Source organism: Maricaulis maris MCS10, from assembly GCF_000014745.1.
In the GTDB taxonomy this organism is placed as follows: Bacteria; Pseudomonadota; Alphaproteobacteria; order Caulobacterales; family Maricaulaceae; genus Maricaulis; species Maricaulis maris_A.
In genome coordinates, this window is sequence record NC_008347.1 from 3,200,987 (window position 1) to 3,224,647 (window position 23,661).

General features: G+C 62.8%; 23 protein-coding genes and 1 tRNA gene. 16 read left to right on the forward strand and 8 right to left on the reverse strand.

Features of this window, described 5'->3' with window-relative positions; translation table 11 throughout:
- Window position 1 precedes the first annotated feature (1 nt).
- The gene (locus tag MMAR10_RS15040; protein ID WP_011644844.1) at window positions 2-283 is read right to left on the reverse strand and encodes a metalloregulator ArsR/SmtB family transcription factor; all 282 of its coding nucleotides are present in this window, start codon (window positions 281-283) and stop codon (window positions 2-4) included.
- A 124-nt stretch (window positions 284-407) separates the two neighbouring features.
- Here MMAR10_RS15040 and pyrF point away from each other — a divergent pair, with 124 nt between their 5' ends.
- Window positions 408-1,100: an orotidine-5'-phosphate decarboxylase gene (pyrF, locus tag MMAR10_RS15045; RefSeq protein ID WP_011644845.1), complete on the forward strand. Its 693-nt coding sequence runs from the start codon at window positions 408-410 to the stop codon at window positions 1,098-1,100.
- 13 nt (window positions 1,101-1,113) lie between these two features.
- Here pyrF and MMAR10_RS15050 read toward each other — a convergent pair whose 3' ends face one another.
- The gene (locus MMAR10_RS15050; protein ID WP_011644846.1) at window positions 1,114-1,650 is read right to left on the reverse strand and encodes a hypothetical protein; all 537 of its coding nucleotides are present in this window, start codon (window positions 1,648-1,650) and stop codon (window positions 1,114-1,116) included.
- A 134-nt stretch (window positions 1,651-1,784) separates the two neighbouring features.
- A complete protein-coding gene (locus MMAR10_RS15055) occupies window positions 1,785-2,012 on the reverse strand; it encodes a DUF1674 domain-containing protein (RefSeq protein ID WP_011644847.1) in 228 nt (75 codons plus the stop codon).
- A 53-nt stretch (window positions 2,013-2,065) separates the two neighbouring features.
- Here MMAR10_RS15055 and htpX point away from each other — a divergent pair, with 53 nt between their 5' ends.
- The 7 genes from htpX to MMAR10_RS15090 all read left to right on the forward strand — a co-directional run bounded on the left by htpX (window position 2,066) and on the right by MMAR10_RS15090 (window position 11,390).
- Complete coding sequence (htpX, locus tag MMAR10_RS15060; RefSeq protein WP_011644848.1) at window positions 2,066-2,962, forward strand: zinc metalloprotease HtpX; 897 nt, start codon at window positions 2,066-2,068, stop codon at window positions 2,960-2,962.
- A gap of 58 nt (window positions 2,963-3,020) precedes the next feature.
- Complete coding sequence (locus MMAR10_RS15065) at window positions 3,021-4,322, forward strand: RsmB/NOP family class I SAM-dependent RNA methyltransferase (RefSeq protein WP_011644849.1); 1,302 nt, start codon at window positions 3,021-3,023, stop codon at window positions 4,320-4,322.
- Window positions 4,323-4,389: 67 nt separating this feature from the next.
- Window positions 4,390-5,049, forward strand: coding sequence for a ribulose-phosphate 3-epimerase (gene rpe, locus MMAR10_RS15070; protein WP_011644850.1), 660 nt, complete (start codon window positions 4,390-4,392; stop codon window positions 5,047-5,049).
- A 15-nt stretch (window positions 5,050-5,064) separates the two neighbouring features.
- Window positions 5,065-6,885 carry a heparinase II/III family protein gene (locus MMAR10_RS15075; protein ID WP_190273935.1) on the forward strand — a complete coding sequence of 607 codons (1,821 nt, stop codon included), beginning with the start codon at window positions 5,065-5,067 and terminating at the stop codon, window positions 6,883-6,885.
- A complete protein-coding gene (locus MMAR10_RS15080; RefSeq protein ID WP_011644852.1) occupies window positions 6,882-8,783 on the forward strand; it encodes a polysaccharide biosynthesis protein in 1,902 nt (633 codons plus the stop codon). The genes MMAR10_RS15075 and MMAR10_RS15080 overlap by 4 nt, the downstream gene beginning before the upstream one ends.
- A gap of 62 nt (window positions 8,784-8,845) precedes the next feature.
- Window positions 8,846-10,441 (forward strand): bifunctional phosphoribosylaminoimidazolecarboxamide formyltransferase/IMP cyclohydrolase, encoded by a 1,596-nt coding sequence (gene purH / locus MMAR10_RS15085; RefSeq protein ID WP_011644853.1) that lies wholly within the window; start codon window positions 8,846-8,848, stop codon window positions 10,439-10,441.
- Window positions 10,442-10,514: 73 nt separating this feature from the next.
- Window positions 10,515-11,390 carry a dienelactone hydrolase family protein gene (locus tag MMAR10_RS15090; RefSeq protein ID WP_011644854.1) on the forward strand — a complete coding sequence of 292 codons (876 nt, stop codon included), beginning with the start codon at window positions 10,515-10,517 and terminating at the stop codon, window positions 11,388-11,390.
- Here MMAR10_RS15090 and MMAR10_RS15095 read toward each other — a convergent pair.
- The 4 genes from MMAR10_RS15095 to MMAR10_RS15110 all read right to left on the reverse strand — a co-directional run bounded on the left by MMAR10_RS15095 (window position 11,387) and on the right by MMAR10_RS15110 (window position 18,421).
- Window positions 11,387-16,267, reverse strand: coding sequence for an NAD-glutamate dehydrogenase (locus MMAR10_RS15095; RefSeq protein WP_233353837.1), 4,881 nt, complete (start codon window positions 16,265-16,267; stop codon window positions 11,387-11,389). The two genes, MMAR10_RS15090 and MMAR10_RS15095, sit on opposite strands and share 4 nt — an antisense overlap.
- A gap of 461 nt (window positions 16,268-16,728) precedes the next feature.
- Window positions 16,729-17,271 (reverse strand): cysteine hydrolase, encoded by a 543-nt coding sequence (locus MMAR10_RS15100; protein WP_011644856.1) that lies wholly within the window; start codon window positions 17,269-17,271, stop codon window positions 16,729-16,731.
- Window positions 17,268-17,870 (reverse strand): GNAT family N-acetyltransferase, encoded by a 603-nt coding sequence (locus tag MMAR10_RS15105; RefSeq protein WP_011644857.1) that lies wholly within the window; start codon window positions 17,868-17,870, stop codon window positions 17,268-17,270. Before MMAR10_RS15105 ends, MMAR10_RS15100 begins: the two co-directional genes overlap by 4 nt.
- Entirely contained in the window at window positions 17,867-18,421 is a 555-nt protein-coding gene (locus MMAR10_RS15110; RefSeq protein ID WP_190273936.1) for a hypothetical protein, read from the reverse strand. Before MMAR10_RS15110 ends, MMAR10_RS15105 begins: the two co-directional genes overlap by 4 nt.
- 155 nt (window positions 18,422-18,576) lie before the next feature.
- Between MMAR10_RS15110 and MMAR10_RS15115 the strand changes: the two genes are divergently transcribed.
- The 3 genes from MMAR10_RS15115 to MMAR10_RS17110 all read left to right on the forward strand — a co-directional run bounded on the left by MMAR10_RS15115 (window position 18,577) and on the right by MMAR10_RS17110 (window position 20,340).
- Complete coding sequence (locus MMAR10_RS15115) at window positions 18,577-19,566, forward strand: LysR family transcriptional regulator (RefSeq protein ID WP_011644859.1); 990 nt, start codon at window positions 18,577-18,579, stop codon at window positions 19,564-19,566.
- A 7-nt stretch (window positions 19,567-19,573) separates the two neighbouring features.
- Window positions 19,574-19,960 (forward strand): helix-turn-helix domain-containing protein, encoded by a 387-nt coding sequence (locus tag MMAR10_RS15120; RefSeq protein ID WP_011644860.1) that lies wholly within the window; start codon window positions 19,574-19,576, stop codon window positions 19,958-19,960.
- 218 nt (window positions 19,961-20,178) lie between these two features.
- Window positions 20,179-20,340 (forward strand): hypothetical protein, encoded by a 162-nt coding sequence (locus tag MMAR10_RS17110; RefSeq protein WP_190273937.1) that lies wholly within the window; start codon window positions 20,179-20,181, stop codon window positions 20,338-20,340.
- Window positions 20,341-20,431: 91 nt separating this feature from the next.
- Here the strand turns inward: MMAR10_RS17110 and MMAR10_RS15125 are convergent.
- Window positions 20,432-20,506 (reverse strand) — tRNA-Gly (locus MMAR10_RS15125).
- Between the two features lie 123 nt (window positions 20,507-20,629).
- On the opposite strand from MMAR10_RS15125, the gene MMAR10_RS15130 reads away from it, so the two are divergent.
- From MMAR10_RS15130 to MMAR10_RS15150, 5 genes are all read left to right on the forward strand, one after another.
- On the forward strand, window positions 20,630-21,148 hold the full coding sequence (locus tag MMAR10_RS15130; protein WP_041637961.1) for a prolyl-tRNA synthetase associated domain-containing protein: 519 nt from the start codon (window positions 20,630-20,632) through the stop codon (window positions 21,146-21,148).
- Between the two features lie 76 nt (window positions 21,149-21,224).
- Window positions 21,225-22,142 carry a thioredoxin gene (trxA, locus tag MMAR10_RS15135; RefSeq protein ID WP_041637963.1) on the forward strand — a complete coding sequence of 306 codons (918 nt, stop codon included), beginning with the start codon at window positions 21,225-21,227 and terminating at the stop codon, window positions 22,140-22,142.
- 11 nt (window positions 22,143-22,153) lie between these two features.
- Window positions 22,154-22,345, forward strand: a complete 192-nt coding sequence (locus MMAR10_RS15140) for a Trm112 family protein (protein WP_011644864.1) — start codon at window positions 22,154-22,156, stop codon at window positions 22,343-22,345.
- Window position 22,346: 1 nt separating this feature from the next.
- Entirely contained in the window at window positions 22,347-22,649 is a 303-nt protein-coding gene (locus tag MMAR10_RS15145) for a gamma-butyrobetaine hydroxylase-like domain-containing protein (protein ID WP_011644865.1), read from the forward strand.
- A gap of 31 nt (window positions 22,650-22,680) precedes the next feature.
- A complete protein-coding gene (locus MMAR10_RS15150) occupies window positions 22,681-23,655 on the forward strand; it encodes a Gfo/Idh/MocA family protein (protein ID WP_011644866.1) in 975 nt (324 codons plus the stop codon).
- The last annotated feature ends 6 nt before the right edge of the window (window positions 23,656-23,661 follow it).

A 23,661-nucleotide genomic window follows, 5' to 3' on the forward strand; every position in this document is an offset into this window, starting at 1 on the left:
TTCACAGGTCCTCATTTTCGGCCGGGCGCTTGCCCGCCAGGTCCAGCAACCAGGCGATCGCTTCATCGGCGACGCTGGCGTTCAGACGATAGAGAATGGTCGTGCCATGCCGTTCGGCCACGATCAGCCCCGCCTCCCGGAGCGTCGAGAAATGTCCTGACATGGTCGGCTTTGAGACCGGAAACCGATCTGCCAGCACGCCAGCCGAGCTTGGCCCGTCACGCAGCATCCGGAGCACTTCGCGCCGCACCGGATGGGCCAGAGCCTTGAAGACATCACTCATCGTTTCGCAAACCTCTCGATGCAGCAATAGTTTGGCAGGAGGCTAATCACAAGGCCGCGTGCGGATTGCTGCCCGGCCTGCTTGATGCTTGCGTCCGCGGTTCAAGGCAGATTAAAACCGGCGCATGTCACAATCTGATTCCCGCCTGATCGTCGCGCTCGACCTGCCGACAACCGAAGCCGCTTGGTCGCTCGTCGAGGCCATTGGCGACACCGTCGAGTTCTACAAGATCGGCCTCCAGCTCTTCCCGATGGGGGGCATGGACCTGTGCCGGCGTATCAAGTCGACCGGCAAGCAGGTCTTTCTGGACTTCAAACTGCACGACATTCCAGCGACGGTCGAAAAAGCGACGCGGTCGATCACCAGCGGCGGCGCCGACCTGCTGACCATCCACGCCGAGCCCGCCGTGATGCGGGCCGCCGTGGCGGGCCGGGAAGGGTCTGACCTGAAACTTCTCGGTGTCACGGTGATGACCTGTTACGACGACGAGATGCTGGCCGAGATGGGTTATGCCTTCGGTGCCCGGGACCTTGTCCTGCGCCGTGTCGAGCAGTCGCTGGAAGCCGGCGTCGATGGCGTCGTGGCCAGCGCTCATGAGGCGCGGGAGATCCGCGAACGCTTTGGCAAGGACTTGTTGATTGTGACGCCAGGCATACGGCCGGCCGGAGCTGATATCGGTGACCAAAAGCGGGTCGCCACGCCGGCCAGCGCCCTGTCAGACGGGGCCAGCCACCTGGTGGTCGGCCGACCGGTCAATGCCGCCGCCGACCCGAAAGCCGCCGCAGCTGCCATTGTGGCGGAGATCGCCTCGGTCTGAGCCTGGATTTCGGTTAGTGACCAACCGGGTAGGTCCGCAGCGCGGCCCGTCTGTCCATGCGGAGAACCGGGGCAGAGGTGACCTGCCCGGGCGCCAGGGTCGAGACTCGCCCCGTCCCGTCAATGACAATTACACCGCGATAGACATAGCTGATCGATGGTGCGCGCCCGACACCCCCAACAAGACCACCGGAAAAGAAGCTGTCGTCCAGGCGAACGACTTCATGGGCCGTTTCCTGCGCACGGGGAGGCGGCGGGGCAACAGCCGCGGGTATGTGGCGGCGCGAGGGCGCCTGCACAGCCGGCAAAGGCGCTTGGCGAGCCACCGGCGGGGCGCCTGCGAGTTGCGGCGAGGGGCTGCGTGGCGCGGCATCCATGTCGTCGGGCATTTCGGTAAAGCGACAGGGCGGACCGGCATAATCCCCGGCCAGTGCCTGACGAATGTCCTGCGGCGAGCACTCACGCTCGATCGCGGTCTGGCTACTGGCCGATCCGGCAGTACAGGCAAGGCCGCCCAGCGCAGCGAGGCATGAAAGGACCACGTGTCTCATTCCGACACACTATCAGGCCGTCCTATTTAACCTAAGCGCCTGCACCCGTGACGCGAAGGTCGCGCCGGCTCAGCCCTCGTCAGGCGTGTCAAGGATGGCCACAGAGAGCCGCTCGAGGACGTTGTTCACCGGCGTCAAAAGTCGCAGATGATGCCCTTCTTTTCCCAGTCACCGAAACGGGTCGGCTCCGGACCCTTGCGGCCGCCGGTCTCCGGCGCGAGTTCGGCCTGACGTGCAATTTTCCGGCGCTCTTCGGCTTCGGCAAGGGCCCGTCTGGCCTCGGGACTCAAGACTCTCGGCGCGGCGTCCGGGGAGGGGATGGTCGCTTTGTCCGTCCCGTCTTGCTGATCATCATCGCTCATCCCATCTAGATAGTCTGACCAGCACGCCACGCCAAGACACACAGGCCCGGACAATGACAGCAAACACATTGAGAACCTTCCTCCTGCTCGCCGGAATGACGGCACTCTTCATGGGAATCGGCTATCTGCTCGGCGGTGCCGCAGGCGCCATGCTGGCTCTGGTCGTGGCGGCCGGAATGAACCTGTATGCCTGGTGGAATTCAGCCGACATGGTGCTGCGCATGCATGGCGCCCGGGAAATCGGCCCCGATGAACGCCATCCCGCCCTGCGGCAATATGCCGGCGATGTCGAGCATCTGGCCCGCCGCGCGGGCATGCCGATACCACGCGTGTTCGTGATGCAGAGCGACCAACCCAATGCCTTTGCGACCGGGCGGGATCCGTCCCACGCTGCCGTCGCGGCGACTACCGGACTTCTCGAACGCCTGGACCGGGTCGAAGTTCAGGGCGTCATGGCGCACGAGCTCGCCCACGTCAAAAACCGTGACACGCTCACCATGACCGTCACCGCCACACTGGCCGGCGCGATCGGCATGCTGGCCAATTTCGCCCTGTTTTTCGGCGGCAATAATCGCGCCGGACTGCTCGGAACGCTGGCAATGATGATCTTCGCGCCGATGGCCGCCATGCTGGTCCAGAGCGCCATAAGTCGGGCCCGCGAGTATGAGGCCGACCGGGTCGGGGCCGAGATTGCCGGCAATCCGATGGCGCTGGCCAGTGCGTTGGAGAAAATCGAGCGCACCGCGCGCAGGACCGTGAATGCCGGTGCCGAACGCAACCCGGCCACTGCCCACATGTTCATCATCAACCCGCTCAACGGGCAACGCATGGACAATCTGTTCTCGACCCATCCGGATACGGCGAACCGGATCGACCGGCTCCGCCAGATGGCCGGGGCCGGGGCAACATCCGGACCCGGGCCGTGGGCGCGACGCGGGCCGTGGGGATGAGTCAGCCGCACGGCGGCTTGGCATCGACGGGACGGGGTCTGCGTGCTAGCCCGGCGCCATGAGTGATGGTCTCGCCCCTCGCCGTGCTGCGGCGCTTGCCTATATGGCCGTGATGAAACAACGCCGCACGCTCGAGGCGGCGCTGGAGCACACCCCTGAATTTGCTGCGATGAGCGATCGTGATCGCGCCTTTGCGCGCGCCATCACAGCGACCACTTTTCGGCGGCTCGGCCAGACCCGCACCGTTCTGAACGGGCTGCTGTCGCGCCCCCTGCACGAGACGTCAGAAGGTGCGCAAGCCCTGCTCATCACCGGCGCCACCCAGCTATTGTGGATGGATGGCGCGCCGCATGCGGTCGTGTCGTCAACCGTCGAGCTGGCCGATGCCCGCAGCGACGCGCGAAAGCTGAAAGGCCTGATCAACGCTGTCCTTCGGCGCGTCGATCGTGAGGGCCGGGAACGCCTCAAGCCAACCCTGCCTCGCGACAATCTGCCCGACTGGCTCCGCGATAGCTGGCGCGCCGCCTACGGCCCCGGCACGCTCAGCCGGATGGCCAATGCAATCACGGTTGCGCCACCGCTCGATCTGACGGTCAAGGATCCGGACACACGCGAGCACTGGGCCCGGGCGCTCGACGCGACAATCCTGCCGAACGGCAGTTTGCGTCGGGACACAGTGGGCGATGTCCGGGCCCTGCCCGGCTATCGCGAAGGCGCTTGGTGGGCCCAGGATGCGGCCGCTGCCATCCCTGCCACCCTGCTGACATTGGGACCCGGTTCGTCTGTCATCGATCTGTGTGCGGCGCCCGGCGGCAAAACCATGCAACTGGCCGCGACCGGTGCTGATGTCACCGCGCTGGACCTGTCCGAGAAGCGCCTCGAACGGGTGCGTGAAAATCTGGGGCGCACCGGCTTGTCAGCCACGCTCGTCGCCGGTGACGCCCTGACCTACAAGCCGGCTCAGCCGGTCGATGCGGTGCTGCTCGACGCACCCTGCACTGCCACCGGCACATTGCGGCGCCATCCCGAAGCGGCCTGGATCAAGCGGGCTGACGACACGGGACGGATGGCCCGGCTGCAGGATGAGATGATCAAGGCTGCAGCCGCCATGCTGAAACCCGGCGGACAGCTGGTGCTCTGCACCTGCTCGCTGCAGCCCGAGGAAGGCGAGGCGCTGGCTGGCCGGGTCGCGGGACGGCACCGGCAACTCAAGGAGTCGCCCATCCAGCCCGACGAGCTGGCGGGCGTCGAGAGCGCGCTGACACCGGCCGGCTGGGTTCGTCTGACACCGGCCCTATGGGCCGAACAGGGCGGCATGGACGGTTTCTTCATCGCCCGTTTTACAAAGCGCGCGGGATAGCGCTGAAACTCGCCCCTCCCGACGTCTTCGACTTGCGCCGGTTTGGCCCCACTGTTATCGGATCGACATGGTCAATCCCGCTATCATTTCCCCCTCGATCCTCTCAGCCGATTTCGCCAAGCTGGGTGACGAGGTTCGCGCCATCGACGCCGCTGGTGCCGACTGGATTCACATCGATGTGATGGACGGCCATTTCGTGCCCAATCTCACCATCGGCCCGGCTGTCGTGAAGGCCCTTCGCCCACACAGCAAGAAACCGTTCGATGTGCATCTGATGATTACCCCGGTCGACCCGTATATCCAGGCTTTTGCCGATGCCGGCGCCGACATCATCACCGCTCACCCGGAAGCCGGTCCGCACTTCCATCGCACCGTCCAGGCGATCAAGGCTACCGGCGCCAAGGCCGGCGCAGCCCTGAACCCGTCGACACCGGTCGAGGTGATTGATTACGTGCTAGACGAACTCGACCTGATCCTGGTGATGAGCGTCAATCCCGGATTTGGTGGACAAAGCTTCATCACCAGCCAGTTGAAGAAGATCGAAGCCCTCAAGGCACGCATCGATCAGCGCGGCCTGTCGACCATGATCGAGGTCGATGGCGGTGTGAATCCGCAGACCGCCAGGGACTGCCTCGATGCAGGTGCCTCAGCGCTGGTCGCGGGGTCTGCGGTGTTCAAGGGCGGGCCGGACGCCTATCGCGACAATATTTCAGCCTTGCGTCGCTGACCCATGGCTCGCGCGGTGCGTCTGTCAGATTATGCTGTGGCGATCGTGGCCGCGGCGCGCCGTGAAGCGTCATCAACGTTGCACTCGGTCGGCCTGTTCACCAGCTTGCATGACCTCGGGGCCCTGCCCGGTGAAATCGGCCCGCTGCCTGAGGATTTTTATGCCAGTCGCCCCGATCGCGGCTCGGAAATCCGGGCCGGTCGGTTCCAGCTGGCCGGTGACCTCCTGTCTATCGACCCCGCACAGGACGACATCTGGCTGAAACCTGCACCGACCCGCGCCTTTGCGCGGCGATTGCATGGATTTGGCTGGTTGCGCGACGTCATCGCCTCACCGGACACCCCGCCCGATCCCGCTGACGACCCAATGCCAACCGCCGAGGCTGGTGGTCCGTCCGAAAGTACGAGTGGTGCGGATGAGGCCAGAGCACTCGTCGATGACTGGATCCGGGCGTTTGGGCGCTGGAACAGCTTCGCCTGGAGCCATGGCGTCCTTTCAGCGCGGATCATCAACTGGCTGCGGGCTGGCAACACGCTTTTCGAAAGCGAAGAGGGCGACCGGAAGGCGCGGAATGCCCGACTGCGAAGCCTGCTGCGGCAGGCGCGCTATCTCCAGCGCACCATACCATTGGCCCATGACGGCGCGGTCCGGCTGCGTTGCGCCATAGCCCTGTCTTTTGCCGGGCTTTCAGTGCCCCGGCAGGGTGCACTGCAAAAAGCCGGTCTGGCGGCGCTGGAAAAGGAAGTGAAGCGCCAGATCCTGCCGGACGGCGGTCATGTGTCCCGTTCGCCGCGTGCCGGCACCGAGACACTGATTGATCTGATCGCGCTGCGTGACGTGGCCGAAAAGGCCGGGGTCGAATTTCCCAAGGAAATCATCCGGGCGATCGACCGGTTGGCGCCAATGGGTCGTTTTTTCCGGATGAGCGATGGTGGTCTGGCCAGTTTTCACGGTGGTGGCGAGTGCGATCACGGGGCGCTGAAAATGGCCCTGGCACGCGACGAGACCGGCGCCAAACCCTTCGGTTTTGCCCCTCATTCCGGCTATCACCGCGCCGAAGCGGGAGGCGCCACGATCATTCTGGATGTCGGAAAAGCGCCGCCAGGTGTGCTGAGCACAGGAGCCCATGCCAGCGCCCTGGCCTTCGAATTGTGCACAACCGGAGGGCGGCTGGTGGTCAATTGCGGCTGGCATGATGACCAGCCATCCAGCTGGCGTGAGGCGGTTCGGGCAACGGCCGCCCATTCGACGCTGACCCTCGAGGAAACCTCTTCCGGGCGCCTGTTCGCTCCGGGCTGGCAGCGCGATCTGCTCGGCCCGCGACTCGCCTCTGCGCCAGGCCCGGTCACAGCCCGCCGCAATGAAGAGGATATGGGTGTCTGGCTCGAAGGCATCCATGAAGGCTATCGCGAAGAGTTCGGGCTGTCGCATCGGCGGCGGGTCTTCCTGGCAGCTGACGGCGGCGACCTGCGCGGCGAGGATGCGCTCTTCCGGCCAGTGTCCGACGGACCCCCGGACGATGTCGACGTGCGCTATCGTTTCGCCATCCGGTTTCACCTGCATCCGGACGTCCGGGCGTCGCTGTCCCGGGACAATATGAGCGCCCTGCTCGTCCAGCCGGACGGGGATGGATGGCGCTTCCGGACCGATGGCGGCCCGATACGGCTTGAGCGCTCGGTGTATCTCGCTGCCGGTGCGCCTCCACAACGGGCGACACAGATTGTAGTACAAGGGGAGGCTGAGCCCTTCGGAGCGGGCGACAGACCCCCCAACCGGGTGCGCTGGGCGTTTCAAAGGCTCGGTCAGGTTGGTGGGACCCAGGGGGAAACCGGATGAGCAAGGCGCCATCCAAGACACGCGGCGTCACGTCAATCCGCAGCCAGATTTCGATGGTCGCGGTGGCCTTGTTCGATCTTGCGGCCGGCGCGATCTCAATGTGGGTTGCGGTATTGCTGCGCTATCGGTTCGAACCGATAGCGCCGCCGGACGACATCGTGCTGCAATCCGTCGCTGTTTTCGCTCTGGCTTGCGCCATCATTTTCCCGATTGAAGGGCTCCATCGCGGCCTGTGGCGCTATACAGCGCTGAACGATGCAGCGCGAATTGTGCGGGCCATCGTTCTGGCCAACCTTGTGTTTCTGCCGATCCTTTTCCTGATCAACCGGCTCGATGGATTTCCGCGCACCTCGATCCTGTTGGAAATACCGATCCTGTTGTTCATCCTGCTCGCTGCCCGCCTGTTTGTGGCGGCCTTGAGGACCCAGGGTCTGCGGGGCGCGCTGCAGATCGAGGATCGTACCAAGCCGACGGCGATCCTGGTGGGCACCGACCTGGAGCTGGATGACGCCTTGCGCGACCTTGGCCGGCGCAACGGATCCGCCCCCTTCCGGACAAAGGGCTTGATCGAACCTGGCGCGACCCTCACGGGACATGCCATTCGTGGCATTCCGGTCCTGGGCGGCCTGGAGGCCTTGCCCGCAGCCCTCAAACGCCTGTCTGAAGTCGAGAAGGAAGCTCCGCGACTTGTCCTGGCCGGTGCCCATACGGATGCCGACATCGTCAATCAACTCATCCGGATTGCCTCCCGGACGGGTGCAAAACTGTCCCGGGCACGACCCTCGGACGGCCGCGAAGCCTTTTCCCCGGTCGAAGCCGCGGATTTGCTCAACCGGCCGCCCCGCGCACCCAACCTGTCACCCGCTCGGCCGCTGATTGAGGGGCGCCGGGTCCTGATCACTGGTGCCGGCGGGACCATCGGGTCTCAATTGTCACGGCTCGCGGCGACGCTTGAGCCGGAAAAACTGATCCTGTTCGACGCCTCGGAGGCCAATCTCTACGAAATCGACCTGGAGTTTGCCAAACGTTTCTCCGGTGTTGCCTGGCGCGCCGTGCTCGGCGATGTGCGCGACCGTGACCGGCTTGACGAGATTTTCCGCGAGGAACGGCCCGATGTCGTCCTGCATGCGGCCGCCCTCAAACATGTCCCGATGAGCGAGCGAAACCCGGGCGAGGCAGCACGCACCAATATTATCGGCACCGTCAACACGATCGAGATGTCGCAACAATATGGCGCGCGTGTTGTCGCGCTGATCTCGACCGACAAGGCCGTCAATCCCGGCAATGTCATGGGGGCAACGAAACGCGCCGCCGAACTTTACGCCCGTTCTGCCGCCCCGCGCTCGGACACGACCCGTGTCTGCGTCGTCCGCTTTGGCAATGTGCTCGGCTCAACCGGCTCCGTCGTGCCCCTGTTCGAACGCCAGATCGAAGCGGGTGACCCGGTGACCGTAACCGATCCGGAAGCGACACGTTATTTCATGACCGTCGAAGAGGCATCCGGGCTCGTGCTGGATGCCGCGGCCCAGACCGCCGCCGATCCAGCCCTGAACGGGGCCCTGTATGTGCTGGACATGGGGCGCCCCGTATCAATCATGCGTCTGGCCCGGCAGCTGCTGCGCTTGCGCGGTCGGGACCCCGACGCACCGGGTGCGATCCGTGTTGTCGGGCTTCGACCGGGCGAAAAGCGTCATGAAAGCCTCGTTTATGACTTCGAGAGCACGATCGAGACTTCAATCGACGGCGTCTGGGCGGTTACCGGGCCGGCCCTTGACCCGGTCGCTGTCAGCGCCGGGCTGGATGCCATTGTCAAAGCAGCCGGCAGCAATAACAGCGCTGGAGCATCCGCGGCGCTGGAGGCCCTTTGCAAATTGCGCCCCTCGCCCCTGGATGATTGACTTGCCCCACCGCCGTGATACCTCGCCGCGGAGATGCCGGAACCAACTACGGAGAGCCTTCCATGTCAGACCTTGATCTCGCCCCGGTACGGCGCGCCCTGATTTCCGTTTCTGACAAGTCCGGCCTGGTTGAGCGCGGACGGCAGCTGGCCGATGCCGGTGTCGAAATCCTGTCGACCGGCGGCACGCTGCGGAGCCTCAAGGAGGCCGGCATCCCGGCCCGGGACGTGTCCGAAGTCACCGAATTCCCGGAAATGATGGACGGCCGCCTGAAAACACTTCATCCGCGCGTGCATGGCGGCCTGCTGGCGCGACGCGACAATGGCGATGATCGCGCTGCCATGGGTGCACACGGCATCCCGCACATCGATCTGCTTTACGTCAATCTCTACCCGTTTGAGGAAACCGTCGAAAAAGGCGGCGCCTATGCCGATTGTGTCGAGAATATCGACATTGGCGGACCTGCGATGATCCGCGCCGCGGCCAAGAACCACGCCTGGGTGAATGTCTGCGTGGATGGCGCCGATGTGGACCGGGTCCTGGCCGACATGGCCGAACATGACGGGCATTCGCGGCTCGATCTTCGCAAGTCCCTGGCCGCCAAGGCCTATGCCCGCACGGCCGCCTATGACGCCGCCATCTCAAACTGGTTTTCCGACACACTCGAAGATCCGGCCCCGGAATACCGCGCCTTCGGTGGCGCGCTGACCCAGGCCCTGCGTTATGGCGAAAACCCGCATCAGAACGCCGCCTTTTACAGAAGCGCCGAAAACCGGGCTGGCATCGCGACGGGCCGACAGGTCCAGGGCAAGGCCCTGAGCTACAACAATCTGGCCGACGCTGATGCGGCATTCGAGCTGGCCGGCGAGTTTGCTTCAGACGACGGCGCCGCCGTTGTTATCGTCAAGCACGCCAATCCGTGCGGCGTCGCTGTGCACGACACGCTGTCTTCCGCTTATGAAAAGGCCTTCGCGGCCGATCCGATTTCCGCTTTTGGCGGTATCGTGGCGATGAACCGCACGCTCGACGCGGTCACTGCCGGGGAGCTTGTGAAGATTTTCACCGAAGTCGTCATTGCACCCGACGCGGACGAGGACGCGCTCGCTGTTCTCTCCGCCAAGTCTAATCTGCGTGTCTTGCTGACAGGCGGGATGCCGGACCCGAAACAGGGTGGCTGGCTGACCAAAACAGTCGCCGGCGGCCTGCTGGTCCAGGAACGTGACATTGGCATGATCGCGCCGTCGGAGTTGAAGGTCGTCACCAAGCGCGCGCCGACCGACGCCGAACTCACCGATCTTATGTTTGGCTGGAAAGTAGTCAAACATGTGAAGTCGAACGCCATTGTTTATGCCCGCAACGGCTCGACTGCGGGGATCGGAATGGGCCAGACCAGCCGCCTGGAAGCCGCCCGCCTGGCCGTCCGCAAGGCAGAGGCGACCGCCGCCGAAAACGGTTGGGATGAGCCGCGGACCAAGGGTTCGGTGTGCGCATCGGACGCCTTCTTCCCGTTTGCCGACGGGCTGCACGCAGCTGTCGACGCCGGCGCCACGGCGATCATCCAGCCGGGTGGTTCCATCCGCGATGAAGAAGTCATTGCTGCCGCTGACGAGGCGGGTATCGCCATGGTCTTCACCGGGATGCGCCATTTCCGGCACTAGCGGGACCTGGCGGCACTGCATGTGAATCAAGCAATCATTGTGTGGCCTCGGGTTTTCACGTCATTGTCGACGCATGAAAATCAGCTTCCTCATCCGCGCCGTCAGCGCCATTGCCCTGGCGATTCTGGCCGGTCTGGCGGGATGCGCCACCGGCAACATGACCGGCTGGAGCGTTCCCAGGCGATCCCTAGAGGATCAGGTCGACCTGCTTCGCGAGCATGTTGAAATCCGGTTGCCCGACAATCAGGACACAGCTGTACCAGCGGTGATAATGCTGCACGGCTGCGGTGGGCTGCGTGACGTCCAGGAGGCCTATGCGGCTGATTTACTGGATGCTGGCTATGCTGTGCTTCTGGTCGATTCCAATCGGGCCCGCGAGATCGACCGCTTCGGTGCCATGACCCAAGTCTGCACCGCGCTTCGTCTGTGGGGTCAGGAACGGGCGGCCGACATTCCCGCCGCGATAGCGCTGGCCCGCGAAAGCTCCGCGATTGATGCAGACCGGCTGGCCCTGATCGGCTGGAGCCATGGCGGTTGGACTGTGTTGGAAGCCCTCGACTACGCCGCGGAGGGGCGTTCAGCGCCTGCACTCCTGCCAACGCCTGCCGATCCGGCTTCGACACCCTTGTCGGGGGTACGGGCAGCAATCGCCCTGTATCCCTATTGCGGATTTCCGGTCCGCGCCGACGGCCGGGGCTTCCCGCGAACCATCCCGCTTCACATCATCCTGGCCGAACGCGACCTGGTCGCCCCGCCTGGCGATTGTGTTCGTCTATTCGACCGCTCCGAAGCGTCCGGGGTTGCGGTTGATCATGAAATCTGGCCTGGCCAGACCCACGCCTTCGACGAACCCAACGGTCCGCCCGACCCGCGCATACAATATGATGCGGACGCGGCTGATAGAGCACGCGCCCGCATATTGGTCTGGCTGGAAGAGGCGTTCCCCTAGCCGGGTTGGACGACTGACGCCATTTCGCCGAGCTGGGTCGAGGCGATGGCCAGCTTGGACAAGCTCCACCCGCCTGACTCGTCCAGCTGGCGCTGGACCGAGTCCACACGACCGGCCTCTTCTTCATTGATCGTGTTCCAGGCTTCGACCAGCGCGTCCGCCCAGTCGCGGGACGGATTTTCCACACCTGATGCGAGGGAACCACCCGCCTGCAGCGCGAAACGCATTGCTGATCCGGTGAAGGCCTGCTGGCTGGCATAGAAGTCTTCCATCAGGCGGCGGACGGCAAGCCGGTCCCAATGCTGCTCTGACGACACTTCCTGACCAAGCCCGCGCAGACGGTCGAACTTGAATCGGGCACCGACGGCGTGATATATGTAAGCTGTTGATGCTAATGGCCAATCTGACTCCATGGCCATATCGATAACGTCTGTCGAGGAGGTCAGAGGCCGCAATTCGGCGACTGCAAGAGCGATGTCTTCCGGGGCGCCGGCTTCAACGAAACGCTTCTGTCGCGACTTCACACCCCGGCGTTCATGGGTCGAGATGATTTCGTGGACCATCGAGCGCAGAGACTGGACCCCGGGCTGATAGGCTCCGATCACGTCACCAATCGCGTCCGGTTTCGCCGATTTCTTGTTCCGACCGCGACGCACAAGCCAATAGGTCTGACGGCGAAGAAGACGGATGATTTCCTCGTGCAAGGCTACCTGGACTGACGCCGGAGCCTTGTTGTCCAGCGCATTGATCGCATCTGTGATCTCGGCAAATCCGAAGATCTGCCGTCCGGCTTCGAAGGCCCGGGCAATGGCCGGCACTGTTGCTGTCGTTGAGTCGATCGCCCGGTGAATGAAGGTCGGGCCGCCCAGGTTGATCATCTCATTGGCGAGCACCGTCGAAATGATCTCGCGCTTCAGGCGATGCCCTTCCATGGCCTCGCCAAAGTCGTGCAGGCCTTTCGGGAAATAGTTGACCAGCATGGATTTGAAGTGCGGGTCATCAGGGACATCCGAGGCGACCAGCTGATCGAAGAGGGTGATCTTGGCATAGGAGGTCAGCACGGCCAGTTCCGGTCGCGTAAGACCCTTTTCCCGCGCCTTCAAGCCACGAACCTGTTCAACCGATGGCAGGCCTTCGACCTCCCGATCAAGCTGCCCCAGCTCTTCAAGCCGGGCCATGAAACGTTCATGGGCGTCCAGGTCGGCCGCTGAGGTATGCTCAGCCAGCGACAGGGCCAGGGACTGGTCGTAATTGTGCCGGAGAACATGGGTCGCGACGTCGCTCGTCATGGATTCCAGCAGTTTGTCCCGGGCCTTCCGGCTCATGTCGCCATTGCGAACCATCGGACGCAACAGGATCTTGATATTGACCTCATGATCCGAACTGTCGACGCCTGCGGAATTGTCGATGAAGTCCGCATTGGCGCGACCACCATGCTGGCCGAATTCGATACGCGCTGCCTGGGTGAAACCCAGATTGGCCCCTTCGCCTATCACCTTGGCCCGGACCTCATTGGCGTTGACGCGCAGGCCGTCATTGGTCTTGTCGCCGACTTCCCAGTGCTGTTCGGCAGTCGCCTTCACATAGGTGCCGATTCCACCGAACCAGAGCAGTTCGACATCCGCCTTCAAAAGCGCATGGATCAGCTCCAACGGACTTGCCGTGTCCTTTTCAAGACCGGTCAGGGCCTTGATCTCGGCCGAAAGCGGGATCGACTTCGCCGATCGCGCGAAAATGCCGCCACCCTTTGAAATCAGCGATTTGTCGTAATCTTGCCAGGATGTACGTGGCAGGTCGAACAAGCGCTTGCGCTCATTCCACATCGTCTCGCAATCGCCCGGATCGGGGTCGATGAAAATGTCGCGATGATCGAAGGCCGCCACGAGCCGGATCTGTCTGGACAACAGCATGCCATTGCCGAACACATCGCCGGACATGTCACCGACGCCGATAACCGAGAAGGCTTCGGTCTGGATGTCCTTGCCCATTTCGCGGAAGTGCCGCTTGACGGATTCCCAAGCGCCGCGCGCCGTAATGCCCATTTTCTTGTGGTCGTAACCCGCCGAGCCGCCAGAAGCGAAGGCATCGCCAAGCCAGAAATCGAACTCGTCCGTCGCCAGGCCATTGGCGGTGTCGGAGAAGGTCGCAGTGCCCTTGTCCGCCGCGACCACCAGATACGGATCATCATCATCCCAGCATTCAGTGGCCGCCGGATGGATCACGGCGTCGTCGACAATATTGTCGGTCAGGTCCAGCAAACCACGAATGAAGGTCTTGTAGGCTTCGCGCCCGGCCTCGAACACCTCCTCGCGGGAGCCGTTGCGTGGCAGGGATTTCGGGTAGAATCCGCCCTTTGAACCCACCGGAACAATGACCGCATTCTTGACCTGTTGCGCCTTGACCAGGCCCAGCACCTCGGTGCGGAAATCATCGCGCCTGTCGGACCAGCGCAAACCGCCACGTGCGACCGGTCCAAAGCGCAGATGGACGCCCTCCACGTCCGGGGACCACACAAAGATTTCCCGGAAGGGCTTGGGCAGCGGCAATTCCTCAAGCAGCTCGCTGGCGATCTTGATCGCGATGCGAGGCTTGGGCTGGCCGTCTTCGCCTGTCTGGTAGAAATTGGTCCGCAGGGTCGCCTCGATCAGGTGGAAAATCCTGCGCAGGGCTCGGTCGTGATCCAGACTGGCGACGTCATCAAGTTGTTTGCGAAGCGTCTCGGACACGTCCCAAACAGCATCGGAACGCACTTTCTTGTCGTCGGTAAAGGCCGGGTCGAATTTGACCCGGGCCAGTTCAAGCAATCCCTTGGCTATATCGGGACAGGCAGCAAGAGCCTCTTCCTGGATCGCCTGGGATGGATCAAGGCCGGTCTGCTGGCGGTAGCGCGCGCAAGTGCGCAGAAAGGCAGCTTCACGCCAGGTGACACCGATCTCGACGATCAGGCGATTGAAGCCATCATCCTCGGCACGCCGATCGGCAATTGCCAGCATCGCCTCTTCGAGATTGGGCGCAAGTTCCGCAAGGTCCCGGTCCTTGAGGGTGTCCGACTTCATCTCGAAGTCATGGATATGGGCCCGGTCGAACGGCTCACCATTGGCGCCGCGGCGATCGACCGGAAACCCGGTCTCCTGCACGACATAAAGGCCGAGGTTTTCCAGGACAGGCATGACCCGCGACAGTGAGACCGGTTTGCCGATCCGGTAGATTTTCAGACGCAAGTCATCGGGGCCGTCGTCGGCTTCGCGGTAAACACGCACGGCAACACGGTCCGAGCCGGACAGAGATTCCAGCTTGGTGACATCAGCCAGCGCTTCCTCGGGGTCATAGAGCTCCCGATAGCCGGCCTTGAATGCATCCTGATAGGCCCCCATGCGCAGGCGGATCGCCTCGGGCGCATTGCGCCTGACATGGGTCTCCAGATCGTCTTCCCAGGTGCGGGCCAGCCGGGCGACCTTGCGCTCGAGCTCCCCTGTATCCGGTTCCGGGTGATCGAACGGGTTCAGACCGATGATGTAATGAACCCGCGCCAGCGAGCTGTCGCCAAACTGCGGATAGAAGGCCGAAAGCCGCCCGCCGAAGGCGTCACGGATCAATTCGCCCGCCTGCTCGCGCACTTTCGAATTATAGCGGTCGCGTGGGACAAACAGCAGCGCCGACACGAAGCGGTCGAACTGGTCGCGGCGGATGAACAGTTTTGTCCGCGGCCGGTCATAGAGGTGGAGAATGCCGAGGCACATCTCCAGCAGATCGGTCTCATCCGTCTGGAACAGCTCGTCACGCGGAAAATTCTCGACCGTGTTTCGCAATTTTTTGGCGGAGTGCGTACCCGGCGTCTTGCCGGCCCGCTCCAGAACACGGCGCACCTTGCGCCGGATCAGCGGCACTGCACTGGCACTCTGGTCGTAGGCCTCGGCGGTGAACAGGCCGACAAAACGGGCCTCGCCTATCACGGCACCATCTTCGCGATAACGTTTGACACCAATATAATCCATGTAGACGCGGCGATGGACGCGCGACTTCATGTTGGCCTTGGCGACGATGATCGGGCTCGGTTCGCGCAGAAAGGTTTCGATCGCCGGCGTCAGCACCGCCGGTTCGGATCCTTTTCTGAGAACATGGCGTTCCGGATCCCGCAGGACCCCGCGGCCGGATTCGGGCCTGACACGGGGGTGGCGCTGCGCCATCGAGCCGTCTTCGTCGACCTCGAAATCATAGACCCGGCAACCAAGGAAGGCGAAATGGTCGTCACGAAGCCAGCGCAGAAATTCAAGGGATTCCGCTAGTTCATCGGGCGCGGCATGGGTTCGGGCGCCAGCGAGATGCGCGATCGCATCATCCATCTGCGCGCGCATGTCGGTCCAGTCTTCGACCGCGACGCGTACGTCGTCGAGGGTCGCTGTGACACCTTCGATCAAGGTCCGGCGGGACAATTCATCAAGCGGTGGCAGATGAACCTGGATCATGGATTCGGCAAGGCAGCGCCCCGCCTCGCCAACCCGGGCGCCGTCATTGTCGCGACGGACCTGCACGATGGGGTGGAACATCGCTATGATGTCATGCCCCTGGGCACCAACTTCGCCCATCACGGAATCGACAATAAACGGCCGATCTCGGCCGATGATTTCCAGGACATCCCTCGGCAGCTCGGTGCCGTCGGAACGGGTCGCCGGTCGCATCCGCACAAGGATGTCGTCGCCGGGCCGCTTGTCGCCGAAGCGCCAGAAATCCATGCTCAGCGCAGCGAGATCGTCCGGGCCAACCCGTTCGAGGTCCTCGGCGAGGGCATCGTCATAGATTTGTGAGAAGAATGAGTTTCCCGGATCACCGCATTCGGTGCCGAAAGCCTCGAGCCAGCGCGAACGCGCTGCCTCCATGAAATCTGCGCGACTGTAAGCGTGCGCGACTCCGACGACCGCCCCCATGGTGGCGCTCCCTGGACTGTTATGTTTATGACCCGACCCTAGTCCTGTTTGAAATGCAAGCAACCCGCCTACGCCGTTGAAAACGCAAACGTGCCATTCTTTTTCTCAAGCCTTGAAAAGGTAGCGATAACGGCGCCGCCGGGTAGGGACAGGGGAACCCGGCGGCGCCTGGCAGGCCTCATAGGCAGGCTGGGGGGACGCACATTGAGGCCCGTTCTTCGCAAGCGGGACCGACCGTGGCGGTCATGGGGGGAGACCGCGAGAGCCGTTTGCCCGCTACGACTCTCATGTAGAAAGCCGACGGCGAATTTAAAGGCCGGATCGATCGAATTTCTTATGAATTCGCATCCACGGCGCCATTATCACCAGGATGTGATCGACCGTATTCTGCGGTAATCTGAGAGCTGGGCCGGTCAGACCAGCGGCGCCTCGACGGGCCAGCTCCGCGTCAGCGACTGCCAGTCGATTACCGGCGCCATGCGGGCTACCAGGTCGAACGCCATGGCGCGGGTCTCGGTGACATCGCGTGGCTCTACGGCCAGCGCGCCCACGGCTTCGGGCACCACAGTCACAGCCTTGTCCCGATTGGCGTCGTCAAACACGGTCGCGAGGATGGAGAATGGAGCCGAAAAACCGACCAGCAGGGCTGTGGAACCGGCGCTTCGTGCCAGGACCTGATGAAAGTACGGATCAGAGAAGGCAGACAGGCCTCTTCGCTGGAAGACGGCCTCCTGTGCATTTGGACGCAATCCATCGATGGGCGCTCGACCGGCCTGCGGTCCCTCCCCCTGAAACTGGCAATGGCAGACCCGCCAACCGGATTGGCGAGCGTGGCGGAGCAATTCCTTGATCCGGTCGATGACAATACTGTTTTCCGGATCAATGCGGCCATTGGGCCCGGTCACCTGGTCGCGCTGGCAATCGAGCAGGATCAGGCAGGGGTCAGCGAAGCTCATGCGGCCTCCTCGGGCTTGCGTTCACCACCTTCCTCTTGCATGCGGGCGAGCGAGAGGTCAAACGGGCCGGGCCGGTCCCAGTCGCCATCCGGACGGATGACCACCATCGGATCGGCATCCATGGTGATAGCGTTGGCCGGCGGCACGAGGTCGCGCTCGATCTCGACATATTTATAGTCCGAGAAGCCGAACTCCGGGCGCTCGGCGCGAATCCGGAAGCCATGTGTGCGCCAGTATTTGACCCGGTTGAGCTGGGCATGACCCAGCATTTTGCGGTACCCGCGACGGGCGGAATAGCGTTGCGCTTCCTGCATGAGCACGCGCATCACCCCGTAGCGCCTGAACTGCCGCAACACGGCGGCACGCTCGACCTTCGCGAAATCGGCAAAGAAGCGCAGTCGCAGGACGCCAACGGGCTCGGCACCACGCCAGGCGATCAAATGCGCCGCGCCGACCAGGTCATTGCCATCATACTCTTCCGAGTAAGGCGCAAACTGTTCACCCAGATAGATCACGCCGCGCAAGGTCATGGCCATCACAACCTGGTCGAGGTTGCGCGCGATGGTCACTTTGAGACTGTCGGGTATCGCGTTTTTCATGAACCACCCTCCCATTTGCCGAGAACGGTCCGCTTCAACAGCATGTCGCCCAGCTTCTGCGGAAAGCCGGTACTGCCGTAGAGCTCCGGGGCACCGTCAGGATAGGCACAGATTTCGAAATTCAGACGTCTCATCAATGCCTTGCCTTCCGTTGTCCGCGCCCGGGCATAGACCCGGACGTCGGAATAGAAACCGCGCCACCCGACCAGGAGCGCTCGCAGGGCCGCCGCCTGCGCGTGCGGCGTGCGCCCGGCCAGACCCCAAGACAGGAGGGCTGCCGCCCGCTCTTCCAGTCCGCACACCCACTCACGACGGGCATTGGCGAACCCAAATTCACCTGCAAGGAGGGCAGAGACACCGGATTCGCTAAGCGGGATTGAGGCAACGAAACCGTCAGGCCTGCCATTCCAACGACGCATGTGCAGCGATCTCCGGGTCCATTCCTGGACGCGTCCGATGTCGGCCGCACCCGCGATCTCACCCTCGATCAACTCATTGGCAAGTGCGTGGAATTCATCGATCTCGGACAATTGGACAGGCTTGAAATCCAAGGACCCAAAGGCCTTGTCGAGACGTTCAAGAGGAAACTTGAAGCCTGTATCCAAAGAGCTGGCCCTCAGCTCATCACTCACCATTACGCACGCTCCGCCATGTAGTTAATTCTTCGTTAACACCGGCGCGCTATCAGTACTTCTGCGAAGTTGGCATGGGGGGTATTCTCGGTTTGGATAACGATCTGCGGCGCAATGTTTTTGATTGGGACGATCTGCAGATCTTTCACGCAGTCGCCACCACAGGCTCGATGAGCGCGGCCGCGACTGTCCTCGGCTGCCAGCAGTCGACCGTGTCGAAACGGATGCGGCAGCTCGAAAGTCGCCTGTCAGCACAGTTGATTGAGCGAAGGGCTGATGGCGTTGTGCTGACCAGGGCCGGCTCCGCGGCGCTGGACTATGCGGTCACCATGCAACGGTCCGCGCAGCGCCTCGAGACCGAACTCGCCGGCATGGACCGCAGCCTGGCCGGTCAGGTCTCCTTGCGGGTACCGGATGGCCTGGCGACCTACTGGTTGGCACGACATATCCCGGAGTTTCAACGGGTTAACCCGGAGATTGTGCTGAAGATAATCAATGATCGATCGGCGGCAGCCAGCGACACGGCCGCAGCGCTCAGCCTGACCTTCACACCCGACAAGGCGATGGATACCGAAGCACGCGCCCTTGGCAGTGTGCACTACATGCCGATGGCGTCCCGGGATTTCATTGCCACCTATGGCGCACCACGGTCACTGGAAGACGTCCTTACACTGCGCTTTTTGCGACTGGAACAATACGACCCGTCCCTCCACCTCTGGCAGCGAAAAGCCACGGCAACTGATGAGGTTGTAAGATATTCGTTCACAGCGGACATCAGTTCGGTGCTATTTGAAACCATACGCCATGGGGGTGGAATCGCCATGGCACCAACCTACCTGGCGTCCTTGTACCCGGATGAACTGGTTGTTCTTGACTATGACTTTCATCAAGACGTCCGCTTCTGGCTCAAGAATTCACCGGGAAGCCTGGGAATAACCCGAATAAAGTGCGTTGCTGACTGGATTGCCGAACTGTTCAACCGTAGACTCCATCCTTGGTTCCGCGAAGAGTTTTGCCATCCAAGTGAGTTTAGCGACGTGGAAGTCATCAAACCACAGACGTGAGGACGCCATGAGTGCAAGAGGCCCGACCAGTATTGACCAGCACGTAGGGGCCCGTCTGCGCCTGCGGCGCAGCCTTCTGGAAATGAGTCAGTCAGAACTGGGCGAAAAGCTCGGTGTGACCTTCCAGCAAGTCCAGAAATACGAACGTGGCACCAACCGTATTGGCGCCAGCCGCCTGTTCAACGTCGCCAAGGTGACGGAAGTTCCGGTGTCCTATTTCTTCGAAGGCCTCGAAGAAGACGGGTCATCCGAGCTCAAGGGCGGCGACTCCGACACCTTGTATGACTTCATTGCCAGCCCTGATGGTCTGGCTCTGGCCTCGGCTTTTGCCGGTATCAAGGATCAGACTGTCCGTCGCCGGGTCATAGACCTGCTGCGCTCGCTCGCTGATTGATCATGCCGCGCCCGGCCACAGGTCGGGCGCGATTTGACCGCGACCTTTCTCCGATCATCTCCGTTTGACAGGCATCAACGTCTAACAGGCACCAACGCCTGACAGCGATGATGGCTGATAGAATGATGAACAGATCGGCCAGAAAATGGCCCTGTCCTCGCCCACACCGTGCCTCGCTTCGGCAGGAAGATGTTGTCTCCAGACACATGGAGGCCATCATGACCCATCGCCCGAACAATCCGTTCCGCCCGCCGCTCCAAGCACCGGCAGCGCTCAGGATCGGCCTGCCGCACCTGCTGGTGAGCTCGCCCAAACGCCGGATAGCCGCTGACCAACGTCACGCGACCTATGTCCGGCTTCGCGAGTTGCGGTTCGCTTGAGCAACCGCGGCCAAACAGCATCAACAGCCTGAAAGGGCTGACGATCCAGTTTCCAAACTGTCAGAAGGAGACCAAACTGTCAGACGGAGAATGGAGCGGGCGATGAGATTCGAACTCACGACATTCACCTTGGCAAGGTGACGCTCTACCCCTGAGCTACGCCCGCTCACGATTGGCGCGGTCAGGCCGCGCCGGGGAGCGGGGTATATCGCGCAAAGTTTCGAAGATTGCAAGCACCTGTCTCCGTCCTCTTGCACATCACGCGCAGCCGGGCTTCAACACGGGAATGATGACAGGCCGGACCCAACTCCTGGAGCGCCTCGATGCGCTTGGCATTGCACACCAAACCCACGACCACGCGCCGATCTTCACGGTGGCCGAGGGCGAGGGCATCAAGCAGTCAATGCCGGGCGGTCACACAAAGAACCTGTTCCTGCGGGACAAGAAGGGCCATCTCATCCTGGTGTCGGCACTGGGCGAGACAGCGGTCCCGATCAACAAGTTGCACCCCGTACTCGGTTGTGGTCGCCTGTCCTTTGGCAAACCCGAACTGCTCTTCGAGGCCTTGGGCGTCCGCCCCGGGTCGGTCAGTGCCTTTGCGCTGATCAATGATCCGGCAGCGCGCGTTCAATTCGTCCTCGATGCGGCTCTCATGAAGCACGAGCTGGTCAATTTCCATCCGCTTTCCAATGACGCAACGACGGCTGTCCGCTCGGTAGACCTGATCCGTTTCGCGCGGGAAACCGGCCATGAGCCCCTGATCATCGACTTCGCGACACTGGCCGCAACACGCGCTGCGGCGCAGTGACCGCTTGCATCCGCGACAAGCAGGGGCCACTTAGATCATCCAGATCATGACACCCGACAAGAACAAGGACTGCAGCATGACCCTGATCGGTGGCACCGGCGACAATGAAATCGATAGCAATGACCTGGTCCGGGACTCCTCCGACCAGACCTTCATGCAGGATGTCATCGAGCCGTCGCGCGAAGTCCCGGTCATCGTCGACTTCTGGGCGCCCTGGTGCGGCCCATGCCGCCAGCTCGGCCCCCTGATCGCGAAATGCGTGATGGAGGCGGCCGGCGCGGTCAGGCTGGTCAAGATCAATATCGACGAAAACCCCGGCATCGCGCAGCAATTACGGGTGCAGTCGATCCCGGCAGTGTTCGCCTTCAAGGACGGCCAGCCGGTCGACGGTTTTACCGGCGCACTGCCCGAGAGCCAGATCAAGGATTTCATCGCCCGCATATCCGGCAAGGGGCCGAGCGAGGCTGAACTGCGCGCCCTGGTCGACCGGGCTCTGGCCTCAATCGAGGCCGGCGACCTCAATGGCGCCTCCCAGGACCTTGCCGCCGTACTGCAGGCCGATCCGGGCCATCCCGGCGCGATAGGCTCTCTCGTCCGGCTCTGGATCAAGGCCGGCGATACCGACAAGGCCGCAAGCATCCTGGCGCAGGTCCCGGCCGACCGCGCCGATGATCCGGCCATTGATGGCGCGAGAGCGGCGTTGGAATTGGCCACCGGCGCGCCTGTCGACGACGCCGAAACAGCCGCATTGCGGCAGGCCGTCGCGGCCGATTCGAGCAATTTCCAGGCCCGGTATGACCTGGCCGAGGCCCTGTTGACCGGTGGGGACCACAAGGGCGCGGTCGATCAACTGATTGCCATCACGGCCCTGGATCGGGAATGGAATGAACAGGCGGCCCGCACACTCCTGCTGAAAGTCTTCGAAGCCGCCGGACCGGCATCCGATGTCACGCGCGATGGTCGTCGTCGCCTTTCAGCTATCCTGTTTTCCTGAGGACCCGCCCGATGAGCGATACACAAACCCGCGACGTTGATCCCAAACTGCTCGAAATCCTGGTCTGCCCGGTGACCCGTGAAACGCTTCGCTATGACCGTGAAGCCCACGAGCTGATCTCCGAGGGCGCCGGCCTGGCCTACCCCGTCCGCGACGGCATTCCGATCATGCTGCCGGACGAAGCCCGGCAGCTGGACGACTGACATGGCACGCCCCTGGCCGGAAACCCTGGACTTTTCCAGCGCCGACAAGCGGCTCCACGTGCGGTTTGACGATGGTCAGGCCTTCGAAATACCGTTCGAGACCTTGCGGGTCGAAAGCCCCAGTGCCGAGGTCCAGGGTCACGGTCCCGGCGAGAAAAAAATGGTGACGGGCAAGAAAAATGTGGGCGTCCGGGCCGCTGAACCGGTCGGTCGCTACGCTGTCCGTATCCTGTTTGATGATGGCCATGACAGTGGCCTGTTCACCTGGGATTACCTCTACGCACTCGGTGAAGCCGCGCGCTGACACACCAAATCCGATCAGGACGGGCGACTGGATGACCGGCAGAACATGGCGATGGGGCATGGTTGGCTGTGGCGACGTCACCGAGCGCAAGAGCGCGCCCGCCTATCAAAAGGCCGCCCACAGCGAGCTTGTCGCCGTCACCTCACGCAGACCTGACCGCGCCGAGGACTATGCCCGGCGTCACGGCATTGCCGAAGTGCATGACACGCTCGACGGCCTTCTGGCCAGCGACACGGTCGATGCCGTCTATATCGCCACGCCCCCGGCCTCTCACCGTGACCTCGCCCTCAAGGTCGCCGCGTCCGGCAAGCCGTGCTGCATCGAGAAACCGCTGGCCAACTCATACCCTGACTCAAAGACCATATCCGACGCCTTTGCGGCGAGGGGCACACCTCTGTTCGTGGCCTTTTACCGCCGCAGCCTTCCCCGCTTCGGCCAGATCGCCGACTGGATCAATCAGGGCGAGATCGGTGCGGTCCGGCATGTCCATTGGAGCCTGACCCGCGCGCCGAGTGACCAGGATCAGGCGGGAAGCGAGAATTGGCGGACTGACCGCGAAAAAGCGCCGGGCGGCTATTTCGATGACCTTGCCTGTCACGGACTCGACCTGTTCGACCATCTGGTCGGCCCGCTCCAGGACGCGGCCGGGCAAGCCAGCCACCAGCACGGCCTCTACACGGCCCCCAGCGCCTTTGCTGCCAGCTGGCAACATACGGGCGGTGCGACGGGTAGCGGTCTGTGGAATTTTGCTGCCCGCAGCCAGGAAGACGCGGTGCGTATTCTCGGGTCGCACGGCGAGATCCGCTTTTCCGTCTTCGAGGAAGAGCCGGTCCGATTGATCACGGATGCCGGCGAGGTCGCACGCATCATCGACAATCCCGACCCGGTCCAGCTACCGCATGTCGAGGCAATGATGGCTGATCTCAATGGCGGGGCTGCGTACACGGCCCGCGCCGAACACGCCCTGCGGACGGCACGGGCCATGGACGCCATCCGCAAGCCGTGACCGGCC